The 14964-nt window shown below is 61.8% G+C and carries 14 protein-coding genes, 2 tRNA genes, 1 rRNA gene and 1 other RNA gene; 2 read left to right on the plus strand and 16 right to left on the minus strand.

Annotation, left to right across the window (positions count from 1 at the left end):
• Positions 1 to 119 (minus strand): 16S ribosomal RNA (locus F8C90_RS09035); the annotation flags it as partial.
• 425 nt (positions 120 to 544) lie between these two features.
• Here F8C90_RS09035 and F8C90_RS09040 point away from each other — a divergent pair.
• On the plus strand, positions 545 to 1960 hold the full coding sequence (locus F8C90_RS09040; protein WP_246155878.1) for a CCA tRNA nucleotidyltransferase: 1416 nt from the start codon (positions 545 to 547) through the stop codon (positions 1958 to 1960).
• Between the two features lie 270 nt (positions 1961 to 2230).
• On the opposite strand, the gene F8C90_RS09045 is transcribed toward F8C90_RS09040, so the two are convergent.
• From F8C90_RS09045 to F8C90_RS09070, 6 genes are all read right to left on the minus strand, one after another.
• Positions 2231 to 2307, minus strand: a tRNA-Glu gene (locus F8C90_RS09045).
• Between the two features lie 23 nt (positions 2308 to 2330).
• Positions 2331 to 2404: transfer RNA gene (locus F8C90_RS09050), tRNA-Gln, on the minus strand.
• A 139-nt stretch (positions 2405 to 2543) separates the two neighbouring features.
• Entirely contained in the window at positions 2544 to 3329 is a 786-nt protein-coding gene (gene thiD / locus F8C90_RS09055; protein WP_158050193.1) for a bifunctional hydroxymethylpyrimidine kinase/phosphomethylpyrimidine kinase, read from the minus strand.
• 9 nt (positions 3330 to 3338) lie between these two features.
• Positions 3339 to 3935 (minus strand): cysteine hydrolase family protein, encoded by a 597-nt coding sequence (locus F8C90_RS09060; RefSeq protein ID WP_158050194.1) that lies wholly within the window; start codon positions 3933 to 3935, stop codon positions 3339 to 3341.
• Between the two features lie 21 nt (positions 3936 to 3956).
• The gene (thiC, locus tag F8C90_RS09065; RefSeq protein ID WP_158050195.1) at positions 3957 to 5288 is read right to left on the minus strand and encodes a phosphomethylpyrimidine synthase ThiC; all 1332 of its coding nucleotides are present in this window, start codon (positions 5286 to 5288) and stop codon (positions 3957 to 3959) included.
• A 183-nt stretch (positions 5289 to 5471) separates the two neighbouring features.
• Positions 5472 to 6143, minus strand: coding sequence for a thiamine diphosphokinase (locus F8C90_RS09070; RefSeq protein WP_158050196.1), 672 nt, complete (start codon positions 6141 to 6143; stop codon positions 5472 to 5474).
• 54 nt (positions 6144 to 6197) lie between these two features.
• On the opposite strand from F8C90_RS09070, the gene rnpB reads away from it, so the two are divergent.
• Positions 6198 to 6538, plus strand: an RNA gene (rnpB, locus tag F8C90_RS09075) — RNase P RNA component class A.
• A gap of 83 nt (positions 6539 to 6621) precedes the next feature.
• Here the strand turns inward: rnpB and F8C90_RS09080 are convergent.
• The 9 genes from F8C90_RS09080 to murC form a co-directional block, all read right to left on the minus strand.
• Positions 6622 to 7428, minus strand: coding sequence for a DivIVA domain-containing protein (locus F8C90_RS09080; RefSeq protein ID WP_158050197.1), 807 nt, complete (start codon positions 7426 to 7428; stop codon positions 6622 to 6624).
• 32 nt (positions 7429 to 7460) lie between these two features.
• On the minus strand, positions 7461 to 7721 hold the full coding sequence (locus F8C90_RS09085) for a YggT family protein (protein ID WP_158050198.1): 261 nt from the start codon (positions 7719 to 7721) through the stop codon (positions 7461 to 7463).
• 48 nt (positions 7722 to 7769) lie between these two features.
• Positions 7770 to 8726: a cell division protein SepF gene (locus F8C90_RS09090; protein ID WP_158050199.1), complete on the minus strand. Its 957-nt coding sequence runs from the start codon at positions 8724 to 8726 to the stop codon at positions 7770 to 7772.
• Between the two features lie 109 nt (positions 8727 to 8835).
• A complete protein-coding gene (locus F8C90_RS09095; RefSeq protein WP_343030131.1) occupies positions 8836 to 9528 on the minus strand; it encodes a YggS family pyridoxal phosphate-dependent enzyme in 693 nt (230 codons plus the stop codon).
• A gap of 7 nt (positions 9529 to 9535) precedes the next feature.
• Positions 9536 to 10378 (minus strand): purine nucleoside phosphorylase YfiH/LACC1 family protein, encoded by an 843-nt coding sequence (locus tag F8C90_RS09100; protein WP_158050200.1) that lies wholly within the window; start codon positions 10376 to 10378, stop codon positions 9536 to 9538.
• Between the two features lie 14 nt (positions 10379 to 10392).
• Entirely contained in the window at positions 10393 to 11511 is a 1119-nt protein-coding gene (ftsZ, locus tag F8C90_RS09105) for a cell division protein FtsZ (protein ID WP_158050201.1), read from the minus strand.
• Between the two features lie 152 nt (positions 11512 to 11663).
• A complete protein-coding gene (locus F8C90_RS09110; RefSeq protein WP_246155879.1) occupies positions 11664 to 12548 on the minus strand; it encodes a cell division protein FtsQ/DivIB in 885 nt (294 codons plus the stop codon).
• Positions 12549 to 12624: 76 nt separating this feature from the next.
• Complete coding sequence (gene murB / locus F8C90_RS09115) at positions 12625 to 13551, minus strand: UDP-N-acetylmuramate dehydrogenase (RefSeq protein WP_158050203.1); 927 nt, start codon at positions 13549 to 13551, stop codon at positions 12625 to 12627.
• 3 nt (positions 13552 to 13554) lie between these two features.
• On the minus strand, positions 13555 to 14964 hold the full coding sequence (gene murC, locus F8C90_RS09120; RefSeq protein WP_246155880.1) for a UDP-N-acetylmuramate--L-alanine ligase: 1410 nt from the start codon (positions 14962 to 14964) through the stop codon (positions 13555 to 13557).

Consider the following 14964-nt stretch of genomic DNA (forward strand, 5'->3'; position numbering starts at 1 on the left):
ACGCGTTACTCACCCGTTCGCCACTTTATCCGCGGCCGAAGCCGCCTTAACCGTTCGACTTGCATGTGTTAGGCACGCCGCCAGCGTTCATCCTGAGCCAGGATCAAACTCTTCGTTCGGGCGCCCCGAGGGGCGCCTTAAGTTCAAAATAAAGAAAAAGCCATCGGAATGATGGTCGGAACCCGGGATCGGGTTCCTCATGGAATTGGTCTCTCGTCGGAGATCTCCGCCGGCTCCATGCCGGCGGGGGCCCCGCACGCGTTCCTATCCGTTTTCCTCGGTATCCGGTTTTCAAGGTTCCCGGGGCGCCTAGCGCCCCGCCCCGCCGCTTCCTTCCGTCCGCGGCGCAAGGAGATATATTACGCGACCTCTCGCTCGCCGTCAAGAACTTTTTTCAAAAAGTTTTGAGCGGTTTTGAAAGCTTCGAAAAGCCCTCGCGATGGCTCGCGGCTGCACCCTCCTTGCAAATGCAGCTTGTGTATACTACCGAGTGTTCCACGATGATGCAAGGCTTTTTTTCAAAATAATGTAAGGAACTTTTACCGTGCCTGATAATAGCTGCTCTTTCCCTTCTCTTGTAAGCAACAAAGCTTCGGGCGATCCCGCACAGCAGGTATCTGAGAACGCATTCTCCCACCTGCCCGATGCAGCGATCCGTGTCGTCGGCATTCTTGAAGCGGAAGGCTTCGAGGCGTGGTTTGTGGGCGGATTCGTTCGCGATGCGCTTCTCGGGCGCCCCTGTTCCGATATCGACATTGCCTCGAACGCTTCTTGGCAGCAAGCACAGGCGCTCTTTGAAGCTGCAGGGTTTAAGACCCACGAAACCGGAATCGTCCACGGTACGCTCACCGTACTTGTTGGCAACGAGGCGTTCGAAGTGACCACCTACCGGCGCGACGGGGCCTACAGCGACTCGCGCCACCCAAGCTCCGTCGAGTTCGTGTCTTCTATTGAAGAGGACCTCGCGCGTCGCGATTTCACGATGAACGCCATTGCTTTCCACCCCCTCCGCGGATTGCTCGACCCTTACGGCGGCGTCGGCGACTTGCAGGCGAAAACAATTCGCGCGGTGGGAGACCCAGCCAAGCGATTCTCCGAAGACGCCCTGAGGATCCTTCGAGCGTGCCGCTTCGCCGCGCAGCTCGGGTTCGACATCGAGGATGAGACGCTTTTCGGCATGCTCTCCAACAAGGGAATCGTCTACCGGGTTTCCGCGGAGCGCGTCACCCATGAGCTCGATCGCCTTCTCACCGCCCCCTTCGCGGGAAGCGCTCTTGCGAAGTACGTCGACGTGCTTTCGTGCGTGCTGCCCGAGCTTGTCTCCATGAAGGGGTTCGAGCAGCACACTCCCTATCATATTTACGATGTACTCGAGCATACGGCGCATGTCGTCGACGGCGTGCCCGCCTACCGCCTCGTGCGCTGGGCGGCTCTCTTTCACGATATGGGGAAACCGGCCTGCTTCTTTTTCGGGAAAAACGGCGTCGGCCATTTCTATGGGCACGCGAACGTGAGCGTCATGCTCGCGCGCGGCATCATGTCAAGACTTAAGATGTCGCCGACATTCGCGAATCGTGTGCTCACGCTCGTGAAGCACCACGATGAGGTGGTCGAGCCGACTCCTCGCGCGGTGAAACGCATGCTCGCGCGACTCGACGGGGATGTTGAGCTCTTCTGCGCCCTTTGCGACTTGAAGCGCGGCGACGCGCGCGGGCAGGCCCCCCATTGCGCGGGCAGGATCGATGCCGCGTACGAGCTTGAGAAGGTTCTTGCCGATATCCAGAAGACGAACGAGGCGTTCACGCTGCAAAGCCTCGCCATCGATGGGCGCGACGTCATGGCATTGGGAATTCCCCACGGGCCGGAAGTCGGCAAGGCCCTCTCGCGAGCGCTCGACGCCGTCATCGACGAGAGGGTTCCCAACGAGAAGAGCGCACTCCTCGACTACCTTTCGAAGTAGCGCGGAATTCCATACGAGAACGACTGCAGCGAAATTTGCAGGGTTAGGGTACCCGTTTTCCCCTATAACCCCACAGGCAAGACTTACGCGGAATGGCTTTGCGCCTCTCAAGCTTCTCGAGCTGTCCGACTCGCGGACCGCGAGCTTCGATTCTTGAGACATGAAGCAGAGGACTGCTGGGAAGCGAGAAGCCCCATTTTGTCCTATAAGCGAGAAGGCGCCTGAGAGAAAAGAAAAAGGCCAGGGCATGTGCCCTGGCCTGTTGTTTCTTGGTAGCTCCGAAGGGATTCGAACCCTCGACCTCCGCCTTGAGAGGGCGGCGTCCTAAACCGCTAGACGACGGAGCCACATAAGCGCTTTGGAATCGTAATGGCTGGGGTGGAAGGAGTCGAACCCTCACATACGGCACCAGAAACCGCTGTCCTGCCATTAGACGACACCCCAACTTACTGCCGGTGCGTCTCTTGCTGTTCTGCAAGGCGCAAGCGCAGGAAAGTATATTACGCGCATTCCCCTATGCCGTCAAGCCTTTATTTCAACTTTTTTGAAAAACTTGAAAGGCAACGGCGATACATCACTTTCGTCAGGCATTTTGCCACATATGATCAAGCGGTCCGCTCCCCTTTCCCAGATCGAGGCCCGCCGAGAGTGCACCCGTGAGGTATTCCTTGGCCGCCGCAACCGCATCGGGAACGGATAACCCGCAGGCAAGACCGCATGCAATGGCGGAAGAGAGCGTGCAGCCCGTCCCGTGGGTATTGCTCGTCGGAATCGCCTCATGGCGGAACCAGTGCGTCTCGCCCGAACGGGTTGCGAGCACGTCGTTGGCGTCGTGGGCACCGTGCCCTCCCTTCACCAGGACGTTGACCCCAAGCGAGCGGGCAAGGCTTACAGCCGCGCGCTCGCATGATTCCTCGTCCGACAACTCGCAACCGCAAAGGACCTGCGCCTCGGGAATGTTCGGGGTGATGACGCTCGCCCGGGGAAGAAGCTCCCCGATAAGCGCCGACACCGCGTCTTCGCCGATAAGACGCGCACCGCTCGTCGCCACCATGACGGGATCGACCACAATGTTTTCCGCATGCCACTTGTCGAGGCCGCCGGCAATCGCGCGGATGATCTCGGCCGACGACACCATGCCGACCTTCACCGCATCGGGGCGGATGTCGGAGAAGACCGCGTCGATCTGCTCCGAGACGAACGCGGCGGGCACCTCGTGCACCCCCGTTACCCCAAGCGTATTTTGCGCGGTGAGCGCGGTGATGACCGTCTCGGCGAACAGATGATGCGCCGCTATCGTCTTGATGTCCGCCTGAATGCCCGCGCCGCCGCTTGAGTCCGATCCAGCTATGCTCACGACCGCCTTCATGCGCGCCCCCTACTTCTCGAGCAGCGCCACGACGTCGTCGGTAGAAAGAACGCAGGCGGCATAGCAGGTCTTGAAGTAATCAAGCCCCTCCTCCTGGTTTCCTACGAGAAACGTCGCCGTCGCGTCGCCTGCAACGATAAGGTTATAGTTGTTGAAGTACGCGTCGGCGAGCGTATGACGAACGCAGATGTTAGTGTCCATTCCCGTGCAAATGAGCGTGTCGACGCCGAGCTCGTCGAGCAGAAGGCGCAGTCCCGTCTGGAAAAACGCGCTGTAACGGCGCTTCTCGATGGTGAAATCGCCCTCCTTGGGGTCAAGCAGCGGCGAGGTCTGCGCCTCGGGGGTGCCGGCGATGCCGTGATCGCCCCAGAGCAGCAACTCGCGATCGAGACCGGGGATATGGGCGTCGTTCGTGAAAATGACGGGGACGCCTGCGCGCCGGGCAGCCGCCGCAATGCGGGCGGTGTTCTCAATTGCGGGTAGAAGCGTCTGCTCGAGCGGGGTTCCCGTCGGGTCACCGAGCTCGTCGATCACGAGCAGTGCCGTCTTCTTCGCATCGAAGTTCGCGAGGTCGAACAGCTCGTTGTTGTTCTCGTCTCCAAGCATTGCGTCTCCCTTCGTCGTTTGCTATTCGTTGTCGAGATCGATGACCAGGCCATCCATGATCTTGTTCACCGTGCGAACCGCGCACATCTTGCCGCACATCGTGCAGGTCCCCTCGTTTTCGGGAGGGGCGCTCTCGAACACTTTGCGCGGGCGCACCGGATCGATCGCGAGCGAGAACTGCTCTTCCCAGTCCATGCGACGACGGGCATCCGACATGCGCGCATCGCGCTCGCGCGCGCCCGGGATACCCTTCGCAATGTCGGCCGCATGAGCTGCGATCTTCGTCGCGACAAGACCCTCGCGCACATCATGGGCATCGGGAAGGCGAAGGTGCTCGGCAGGCGTAACGTAGCACAAGAAGTCTGCGCCAGAGCTTGCCGCGACGGCTCCGCCGATAGCTGCGGTGATGTGGTCGTATCCAGGGGCGATGTCGGTCACAAGCGGGCCGAGCACGTAGAACGGCGCGTTGTGGCACAGACGCTTCTCGAGCTTCATGTTCGCCGCAATCTCATCGATTGCCATATGCCCCGGCCCCTCGACCATGACCTGCACGCCCGCGTCCCACGCACGCTTGGTGAGCTTGCCGATTTCGATGAGCTCGGAGATCTGTCCAGCGTCGGTCGCATCGTAATTGCAACCTGGGCGCATCGCATCGCCGAGGGAAATGGTCACGTCATGCTCGTGCAGGATATCGAGCACCTCGTCGTAGTACTCGTAGAACGGATTCTCGTTGCCCGTCGCCTCCATCCACGCGAAGATGAGCGACCCGCCGCGCGACACCACGTTCATGAGCCGCCCCGTTTCCTTGAACGATTCGATGGTACGGCGATTCATGCCCGCATGGATTGTGACGAAGTCTACGCCGTCCTCAGCGTGGCGGCGCACGACGTCGAGGAAGTCCTCGGCAGTGATGGAGATGAGGGCCTTCTCGAGGTACCCGATAGCGTCGTACATGGGAACGGTGCCGATCATCGCAGGTGACTTCTCGATAAGCCGCGTGCGGAACGACTGCGTCTTCCCACTGTTCGACAAGTCCATGATCGCCTCGGCGCCAAGCTCGAAGGCAATGTCGACCTTCTCCCATTCGACCTGTTCATCAGCAAGATCGCCCGAGATACCCAAGTTTACGTTCACCTTCGTGCGAAGCCTCTCGCCCACGCCCTCGGGGGAAAGCGACGTGTGGTGGATGTTCGCGGGGATGGCGATGCGGCCGGCTGCGACCCCCTCGCGGATGAACTCGGGCGCGCGGCCTTCCTTCTCAGCGACGATGCGCATAGCGGACGTGATTTCCCCTGCGCGCGCGAAATCGATCTGCGTGATTTTGGTATGCGAAACTACCTGGCTGTTCGCCATTATCCGACTCCCTTCGTTGGCATTATCCACATCAGGTTTCGGGTCGAAGCGAAAGCGCGCTTCCTCTCAGCCCACCGCGCAGCACAGCGCCGCATGCGAGCTCCCCGGTTATGCAAAGATGCTAGGCGAATTATACGACAGCGGGAAAAGCCCGCCGCGCAATCGCCGAAAAGCCGACAAGCGTCACACGATGGCGGGCGACGGCACGGTGGCAGCCTCACCCGTCGCAAGCGGATAGAAGACGTAGAGCGTGCCCTCCTCGACGCTCACCGCCGCCGGCTTTCCCGTAAGCTCATTCGAGAGCCCGAGCGACGTGCGGTTGGAAAGCGGCTCGTCATCGAGCGAGTATTCCAGGCCGCGCTCGATGACGCCGCGCGCCGTGTCGTTCGCCGAGAACACCGACACCACACCTGCATCAAGCCCCTCGGGCAGCTCGAAGACGTCGGGACCTGTGACGCAGCGCACCGCGAAGTCGTCCCCTACCCCCGTGACATAGATGCCCCGCTCGGAGTAGCGTGCGAACAGCTGCAGGTTCGCGATCGTGTGGTCGAGGCGCTTGGCGAGCGCACCGTAGACGAAGAGCTCCTGGTTGTCCCAAAAGACTGCCTTCTCCATAGCGAGCTCCATGTCGCTCTTGTCCTTCTTCACCGGATGACGCGACACGCGACGGCACCGGGGCACGTAGCCAAGGGAATCGAAGTCGCCGATCGCCATATCGGCTTCGCGCCCGATCGCCTCGAGGGAGGCAAACCCGGCATCGACCGCGATTACGAAATCGAAGGCGCCCGCGGCGTCCATCGCCTTGAAATGCTCAGCGTTGAAGTCGACCGCACCGACAAGCGCACAGGTTCCCATGGTTGATTTGTCCTTTCCGTCACTTTGAGCATGCTCGTGGTACACTATTATACGCGAGTGGGCCTGACGGTCGCGCGCCGCAAGGCGTGAGGAAAGTCCGGGCTCCAAAGGGCAAGATGCCAGCTAACGGCTGGGCGGGGCGACCCGACGGATTAGTGCCACAGAAAAGAAGACTCCCTCTTCTTGAGGGAAAAGCTGAAACGGTGCGGTAAAAGCGCACCAGCGCGTCGGCAACGGCGTGGCTTGGTAAACCCCATCTGGAGCAAGCGCAAATAGGAACGCGATACGGTGCCCTTCCGTGCGCTCGGGTTGCGTGCTTGAGACGCGTGGTGACACGCGTTCGAGATAAATGGCCGTCCCAACGACAGAACCCGGCTTATCGACCCACTCGCACTTTGAGGCGCAAATCCCGCATCGGGGCATTAAAAAGGGGCAGTTCGCTTGAACTGCCCCTTTCGCGTTTCTTGGAATATTCCCCCTAGTCGAGCTCGTCGAAGGAGAAGTCGTCGTCGGCGTCACCGAAACCCGAAAGGTCCTTCTCCACCGCAGAGGGCATGGGGGTTGCCGCCGCCACGGCGACGTTGCCCGTCTGGGGCGTGGAATACGCCACAGGCTCGGCGCTCATGGGAACCTGGACCTGCGCCGTCGCATCGGTGGTGTCGGCGTAGTGCGCCGCAGCGACGGAAGCCTGAGAGCCACCGCCAATCTCGGCAAGCTTGCGGGAAGCATCGTTGATGAAGTCGGTGAGAAGTTCCTGATACTCCTCGCGCGCGTCCTCGCGATCGTCCTCGAGCTTGCGAATGGCATCGATGACGTCCTGCTTGTCGTTGTTGGCGCGGTCGATGATGCGCTGAGCCTCGTCCTTCGCGTCCTGAATGGTCTCGGCCGCGGTGTTGTTGGCCTTCGCGAGAATCTCGTCAGCGGAGCGCTGCGCGATGATAAGCGCCTGCGCGATGGCGTTGCCGTCGGCCTGCTTCTCCTCAAGCTGCGACTCGAGCTCGCGGATGCGTGCGTTTGCCTCGTCGAGTTCCTGCGAGAAGTCCTGAGCCGGAGCAGACGAAGGCGCCGGCGCGGCGACAGGGGCTTCCTCAATCGGCTTCGCCGGCGCGTCGAACCCGTCGAAGCGCGAATCGTTCAGTTGATCCTGCAGATCGGCAATCTGGTTGTTGAGATTATCGATCTCATCGGCGACATGCTCGAGGAACACATCGACTTCGTCGACGTCGTAACCCTTGCGGTCAATCGAGAAACTTTGGTTGTGGATTTCAGCCGAGGTGATAGCCATTTATCTTCCCTTCGCCAGCAAAGCCTGCATCTTTACAGCAAGCCTATCAGCAGTCTTACACCAAATTGTAATACAAGCAACGCAACGATTGGACTCACGTCCACCATTCCTCCAATCGGGGGAATGAACTTCTTGAAAAGGTTAAGGTACGGATCGCAGATCTTGCCAAGAACCGTGTTGATGTCGGCGAGGATACCGCGATCAGTCGGGAACCAGGACAGCATGACGTACACGAAGATGAGCATCGAGTACACGTCGGACAGCGATACGATCAGGTATTTCAGGCTCAGCACGAGATAGCCTCCCCAGCTGCGCGTTTCACGCTCGAGATGTTCGCCACGTTACAGCACTCCCTGGTTTCGAAGCGCAAGCTTCTCCGCGTCGGTTAAGGCGTCGCCCTTCGTGATCGCGAAGACTTTGTCCCCGACGCATTCCACTCCCGCATCGAGCGCGCTCGAGACGCCGAAGGAGAAATCAAGGATGCGCTTGGAAAGCGAGTCGGGCGTATTGCGGAGCGCGAGAATGACCGCATCGCCACCTTTAAGAGCCCGGGCGATTTTCTCAACCTCGCCGTAGCTCGCCGGCTTGAGCACCGTGCACGATCGCTTTGCCACATAGCGCGCGCCCTGCGCCTGAGCGTAAGCGGACTGGGGGTCGTAAGCGGAACTCGCCTGCGCCGAAGCCTTCCGCGCGGTTTCGCTCATTGCCGCGGCAGCGCTCGATTGCGCGGGCTGGCGTGTGAAGGCTCCGAGCGAGCCTTCCGCAGACGCGCTCGTCGCACCGGACGTGACACCCATGTGCGAGGACGAGGTCGTGGTCGCCGCATGCTTACCCGCCGGCTTCGTCTCGCCCGCCGTCGGCTCGAACAGCGAGTTCAACCCTTCGGAGCGAGTCGGGCGCGAAGCAGCTGCCGCAACGGCAGCGGAGCCTTCCGGCGTCATCGTCGGGGGCAGCGAGCTGTCGACGGTGGTGCGCTCACCGCGATACGGGGTGTGCGCCGTCGTCATGCGGCGCGCGGCAGACGAGGAAGTGCTCGATGAGCCCTCCCCGCGCGAGTGCGCACGCACGTCGTTGATGGACACCAGATTCGAGATGGTGGAATTCGAACGAGCACTGCGGGTCGTTACCGGGGCATAAGGATCGTAGTCGTTTTCGGAGTCGTCCGCGTATTCAGCGTATTCCGAGTAATCATCCTCGTAGTCGCCGTAGTCATCGTCGTAGTCGTCGTACCGGTCGCTCGAGCGACCGCGCACGCCACCACCGCCGAAACCGAGTTTCGATTTAAGTTCGTCCAACATGCCTTAACTCCGTTTCCTTTCTTCCTGGCAGCTCCAGTAGTGGGTTGTCTTGCATCGTTTACAAGCCGCTTTGCGTGCTAACCGCACGTCAGGGGTGGAAGGAGGCGACCTAAAACGAGTCGCTGAAAATCGCCCGTCCGATGCGAACTATGGTAGCGCCCGCATGAACCGCCTCTCGCCAATCTTCGCTCATGCCCATAGAAAGTTCATCGAACGCCTCGGCGCTTGATGCAGGGAGGGAGGCACGAACCTTCTCCGCGAGCTTCGCCAAACCCTCGAAGCAGCGACGCGCGATTTCCAAGTCGCCTTGCGGGGCCATCGTCATGAACCCGCGCACGCGCACATTGGGAAGCGTCTCGCACACATCGACGAGAGCCTCTGCCTCATCGGGCGAGACACCGCTTTTGCTTTCCTCGCCCGAGACGTTCACCTCGATGAGGATATCCTGCACGATGCCCTTCTCGCGGGCGACTTCGTCGATCTTGCGCGCATGTTTCTCCTGATAGACGGAGTGGATAAGCGAGGCGGAGTCGACGATATCGCGGATGCGCCGCGACTGGATGTTGCCGATGAAATGCCAGCGGGCATCGGGGAACGCCTGTGACTTGGGAACGATCTGGTCGGGTCGGTTCTCGCCGAAGTCCCGCGCACCTGCAGCGTACGCCTCCCCCACGCCCTCGACGCCGACCGTCTTGGAGACCGCGACGAGTCGCACCTCTTTGGGGTCCCTCCCCGCAAGGGCGCACTCCTGCGCAAGTTCCTCTTCGACCTTTTCATAACGCTCGGCTATTCCCATTGCCATAAACTCCTTACCTTGAACGGAAAGCGAGTGCACCATGGCGACCGCATACGCCGCCCGACGCACGATACGAGAAGAACTTGTCGGGCTCGCACTTCGTGCAGGCGTGCGCAGACGCAATCCGCTCGCGCGAAAGGCCCGCCGATTCGAAATCGAGGATGAGCGCCTCTTCCAAATCGACATGGCGCGCATCGGGCACGCAGCCTGGCCCGATCTCGCTTGCGAAGCGCTGTGCCACATCGGGCCCCGTCTCAAAGCACGATGCGCAGATATGCGGTCCGATATAGGCGTTGAACTCGGAAGAAGCCGGGGCGTCATACCCGAGCTCACGCGCATCGAGGGCGGCAAGGCGCTTGCAAGCTGAAGAGGCGATACGCGCCACGGCTCCGCGCCAGCCCGCGTGGACCACCGCCATACGCCCCGTCGGCGACACGATGATCACGGGAACGCAATCGGCGAAGCAGAGGAGCGCAGCGACGCGAGGGCAGGAAACAACGAGCCCATCGGCACCAGCATCCGCGGCATCTTGGATGCCACGCAGCGCTTCGGGGTCGGACGCCTCGATGTCCACCAGGTCGGTTCCGTGTACCTGGTTGGGCACGACGAGCGGCATATCGGACTCGCCGAACGCGCAAAGGAGCGCACGTCGGTTTCCAAGGACGACATCGCGGTCGTCGCCAACATGAGTTCCCAAGTTAAGGCTTGCGTAATCGCCCTCGCTTGCCCCTCCCGCACGGCCTGTGAAGGCAATACGAACCGACGACGCGTCATACAACGCGTCGTCGGTGAAAATCGGGATCGAATCGATTGTTCGGGCAGCGAGGCGCGGCAACGGCAGGCTTGATGCCACCATAGCCGATTACCTCCTTAGCGCTGACGTCTCAAGAAATCAGGGATGTAATCCTCGTCGGCGAAGCGGCCTGCGCTCGGCGTGGTCGAGAAAGTAACCGGAGCGCTGCTCGGCGCCGGGGTCGGATCCGTCGACGCGAACAGATCCTTGCGCGAGAAGTCGAGCGATGACTGCTGCGGGGCGTTCATCTTGAAGCCAGTGGCGATAACGGTGATGCGAACCTGATCGCCCATCGACTCGTCGATGATCTGGCCGTAGATGATGTTCGCATTCTCGTCGGCGCATGCCTCGACGGTGCGCGCAGCCTCGTCGACCTCGGTCAGCGTGAGGTCGGGACCGCCAGCGATGGAGAACAGCACGCGGGAAGCGCCCGCGATGGATGCCTCGAGCAGGTTGGAGTTGGTCGCCTGCTGCGCCGCGTCGAGCGCACGGTTCTCGCCCGTCGCGATGCCGATGCCCATCATCGCCGTGCCCGCGTCCTTCATGACCGTGCGGATGTCCGCGAAGTCGAGGTTGATGAGGCCCGGGATGGTGATGAGGTCGGTGACGCCCTGAATGCCCTGGCGCAGGGTATCGTCGGCGATGCGGAACGCGTCGAGCATGCTCGTCTTCTTGTCGACGATTTCAAGCAGTCGGTCGTTCGGGATGACGATGAGCGTATCGACCTTCTGGGAGAGCAAATCAATGCCCTGATCAGCCTGGTTGCGACGAAGGCGACCCTCGAAGGAGAAGGGCTTCGTCACGATGCCGACGGTCAGCGCGCCGATTTCCTCACGCGCGATTTCTGCGATGATGGGAGCGGCGCCCGTGCCCGTGCCGCCGCCTTCGCCGGCAGTGACGAAGACCATGTCGGCCTCGGCGAGTGCCTCGCGAATCTCTGCACGCGACTCCTCGGCTGCCTGGCACCCCACTTCGGGGTTCGCGCCCGCACCAAGCCCGCGCGTAAGCTCATCGCCGATGTGGATCGTCTTATCGGCATCCGACATGAGCAAAGCCTGGCGGTCGGTGTTGACGGCGATGAACTCGACGCCCTTCACGCCCGCTTCAACCATGCGGTTCACGGCATTGGTACCGCCGCCGCCTACGCCGACGACCTTGATGACCGCCAAATGCTCGGAACCTATTGTGTTTGGCATTGTATCCTCCACACCTGCTGCGATTAAAATGCTGCGTTTCCCACTGTGGGTGCAGTTTTACCTGCGTTATTGTACACGATGATACCTCGATTGCAAATTGCGCGGGTCGAGGCCTTCGACCGAGTCCATGAAAGTGCCACTATTGGGCAGCTTTACAGGGACCGCCACGTCGGGCGATCGACCACGCGCACATTGATGTAGGCGACCTTGCCCGGGTTGTCATTGAGAATCTGCAGGCACACACGCTCTTTCTCGCGGATGCTCTGGGCCGGTCCGAACGCGATCTCCACGCCGCTTTCGAGCGTGAGCTTCGTTGATTCCGCATCGGTCGCGGACACGGTCTTCACCTGATTAGCGAGATCGGTCGTCATGCCCGAGACGATCGCGAGCGCGTTGTTCACGTTCTCGTCGGTGCACTTCGTCCCCGTTTCCGCCGAGGTTCCATAGGGCACGTCGGTGATGTGAAGCGCGTTTTGCGCGTCGTCGTAGATGCGCTGGTTGAGCGATTGGCCGAGCTGGGTGTCCTGGTCGGGAATGGCCATGAGCCACATCCCGTCCGAGGAGATTGCCCACGGCTGGGTCGACTTCGCATCCGACGTGGGGACCTCAACGACCGCGGCCACTGTTCGCTCGGTCACAACGATCTGGAGCGTATGGGGGAAGATGCGGTTGCACGAGACGCTTTTCACCCACGCATCGCGCAGAAGGCTGTCTTCGATCGCCTTCGTGTCGACGCGCAGCAGCGTCTCACCCTCGGGGACCGACACGAGCGCCTGCAGGTCAGACTGGGTGAGGTGCTCGACTCCTTCAACTTTGACCTCGTCGATTGAGAAGACGCTCGAGAAGTACAAGACCGCGGCACAGGCGAGGAGAACTGCGATCGCCCCGAGGACAATCCCGAGCTTCACGAAATGGCGATGGTAGCTTGCGCGCACGCGCTCAGCGCGGCTCGCGCGCTCGATATCGCCTACGCTTCGGGAGCGATAGCGCACCGAACCGCTCTCAACCGTGCGCCCGCCTTGGACGGAGCGCGGCATGCCCGAGCCCGGCGTGCGCGACGACTGCGGACGCGCAGAGGACCGCGGGCGCGGGGCCGGTGCGTTTTGGGGACGCCTATTCGAAGCCGAGGAGCTTGACTTCCGGCTTGAGCGCAACGCCATAAGCTTCCAATACCTTCCCCTGGACAAGTTCGATCAACGACAACACATCGCGGGCCGTCGCATTCCCCGTGTTCACGATGAAGTTCGCATGGACATCGGAGATGCACGCGCCGCCGACGGCACTACCTTTGAGCCCCGCGCGCTCGATCAAATCACCCGCTGACGCGCCTTCGGGGTTCTTGAAAACGCTCCCGCACGAGGGCTGGCGCAGTGGCTGGGTCGCCTTGCGGCGCTTGAGCGAGGCCTCCATCTTCCCCCTGATGTAGAAGGGGTCGGCGGGTTCCATATTAAGCTCGCACTCGACCAGTATCTCGTCGGCGGGAAACGACGAGCAGCGATATCCCCACTCGATCTCGCTGCCGTGGCGGCGCACAAGGCCCCCCTCGGCCGAGAACGAGGTGACGCTCTCCACGCGCGCACCGAGCCATTCATCTCGAGAGCCGGCATTCATGCGCAAGGCCCCACCGACAGACCCCGGCGTGCCCACAGCGAACTCGAGCCCCGCGAGCGAGCGGCGGAAAGCCTCCTGCACAGCGGCGGAAAGCGGCACGCCGGCACCGAGCATGAGACGCGATTTCTCCTCGTCGTAGCGCATGCTGCGGAAGTCGCGTCCAAGCACGATGACCGCCGCGTCGACGCCCTCGTCGGCGACAAGCAGGTTCGAGCCCCGGCCGACGATGTACCATTTCTTGCCCACGGCCTTGCACGCTTCGAGCACGCGTGCGAGCGCGCCCACCGAGTGGACGCGGGCGAAATAGCGGGCCGGCCCACCGATGCGGTAGGTGGTATGACGAGACATAGGCTCGAATGGGTTGATTTCCCCGTCGAAGCGCTCGTCGACGAGCAGCGCCTCGAGCGGCGAGGCGTGACGTGCGACCATGAGTTACTCCCCCGCACCAGCGTCCGCCGCGCCGAGCGCTTCGACAAGCTGCGGGCCGATCGCCGTGACGTCGCCCGCGCCCATCGTGATGACCAAGTCGCCCGGCTTTGCGAGGGCGGCCATGTGGGGCACGACATCGAGGCGGCGCGGAACATAGCTTGCCGCAGGATGCCCGCTATGGTCGAGCACGACGTTTAAGAAGGTTTTTCCCGATACGCCGGGAACCGGCGCCTCGCCGGCAGGGTAGACGTCCATGAACGTCACCGTGTCGGCATCGTCGAATGCTGCGCCGAACTCGTCGTGGAGCACCTCGGTGAACAGCGGCGCGCGCGAGTAGCGGTGCGGCTGGAACAGAACGTGAACGCGGCTGAAGTCGAGCGTCTTCGCCGCGGCGATGGTTGCCGCAATCTCGGTAGGATGATGGGCGTAATCATCCACCACGGTAACGCCCTGCGCCTCCCCCACCAAGTCGAAGCGGCGACGGACGCCCGCGAAATCGGCGAGCACGCAAGCTGCCTTCTGCACGTCAAGTCCGAGCGCCCAGATGAGCGTAAGCACTGCCGCGGCGTTAAGCACGTTGTGCACGCCGGGGTTCTGCTTGACCTTGCCTTCGACCTGCGTACCGTCGGGAAGCTCGAGCGTGAAGGAAGAACCCACGCCATGCGGGCCGTAAGACACGACACGCGCGTCGCATTCCTCCCCCAGACCATACGTGATCGCGCGGGGGTGCACCTCGCGCGCCGCACAGACGAGCGCTTCCTCCTCGCCGCACACGACGACGGGACCGTCCTCGGGGACGGAGGCCATGAACTGCTTGAACTTCTCGAAGATCTCGCCGAGGTCCTTGTAGTGGTCAAGATGGTCGGCCTCAATATTGGTGACGATGACGCCCGCGGGAGAGAGGAAGGTGAACGACTTGTCGGACTCGTCGGCCTCGACCACGTAGTACTTTCCCGTGCCGGAGTGAGCGTTGGTCCCATAGGAGCGAACGATGCCGCCGATGAGGAACGTCGGATCGAGCCCCATGCCGTCGAGCGTGCTCGCAAGCATAGAGGACGTGGTGGTCTTGCCATGCGTGCCCGCTACCGCGAGCGTGTCGAGCCGCTCGCCCAAGCGCGCGAGCATCTGGGCACGGTGGATGACGTTGAGGTTGCGGCGGCGCGCTTCTTCGAGCTCGGGGTTGTTGTCGAGGATCGCCGTCGAAATGACGACGGTGACATCGTCGCCTTCGGGCACATTCTCCGCCGCCTGGCCGATGGCCACGGGGATGCCATAGCTTTTCAGCTGTTTGGTGTAGCGGCTCTCCTTGATATCCGAGCCGGTGACGACCATGCCCTGGTCATGCGCCACATGCGCGATACCGCTCATGCCCACGCCGCCGACGCCGATGAAATGCAAACGTTCAGTGCTCAT

Origin of the sequence: Ellagibacter isourolithinifaciens, assembly GCF_008831035.1 — a bacterium.
Taxonomy (GTDB): domain Bacteria; phylum Actinomycetota; class Coriobacteriia; order Coriobacteriales; family Eggerthellaceae; genus Ellagibacter; species Ellagibacter isourolithinifaciens.

What these genes read in the sequence shown, in the direction of transcription:
- F8C90_RS09090 (WP_158050199.1), bottom strand. Translation starts at nt 8,726, where the DNA reads ATGTTGGACGAACTTAAATCGAAACTCGGTTTCGGCGGTGGTGGCGTG.
- murB (WP_158050203.1), bottom strand. Translation starts at nt 13,551, where the DNA reads ATGGTCGCACGTCACGCCTCGCCGCTCGAGGCGCTGCTCGTCGACGAG.
- murC (WP_246155880.1), bottom strand. Translation starts at nt 14,964, where the DNA reads ATGAGCACTGAACGTTTGCATTTCATCGGCGTCGGCGGCGTGGGCATG.
- F8C90_RS09110 (WP_246155879.1), bottom strand. Translation starts at nt 12,548, where the DNA reads ATGCCGCGCTCCGTCCAAGGCGGGCGCACGGTTGAGAGCGGTTCGGTG.
- F8C90_RS09100 (WP_158050200.1), bottom strand. Translation starts at nt 10,378, where the DNA reads ATGGTGGCATCAAGCCTGCCGTTGCCGCGCCTCGCTGCCCGAACAATC.
- F8C90_RS09060 (WP_158050194.1), bottom strand. Translation starts at nt 3,935, where the DNA reads ATGCTTGGAGACGAGAACAACAACGAGCTGTTCGACCTCGCGAACTTC.
- F8C90_RS09070 (WP_158050196.1), bottom strand. Translation starts at nt 6,143, where the DNA reads ATGGGAACCTGTGCGCTTGTCGGTGCGGTCGACTTCAACGCTGAGCAT.
- F8C90_RS09095 (WP_343030131.1), bottom strand. Translation starts at nt 9,528, where the DNA reads ATGGCAATGGGAATAGCCGAGCGTTATGAAAAGGTCGAAGAGGAACTT.
- ftsZ (WP_158050201.1), bottom strand. Translation starts at nt 11,511, where the DNA reads ATGCCAAACACAATAGGTTCCGAGCATTTGGCGGTCATCAAGGTCGTC.
- thiD (WP_158050193.1), bottom strand. Translation starts at nt 3,329, where the DNA reads ATGAAGGCGGTCGTGAGCATAGCTGGATCGGACTCAAGCGGCGGCGCG.
- thiC (WP_158050195.1), bottom strand. Translation starts at nt 5,288, where the DNA reads ATGGCGAACAGCCAGGTAGTTTCGCATACCAAAATCACGCAGATCGAT.
- F8C90_RS09080 (WP_158050197.1), bottom strand. Translation starts at nt 7,428, where the DNA reads ATGGCTATCACCTCGGCTGAAATCCACAACCAAAGTTTCTCGATTGAC.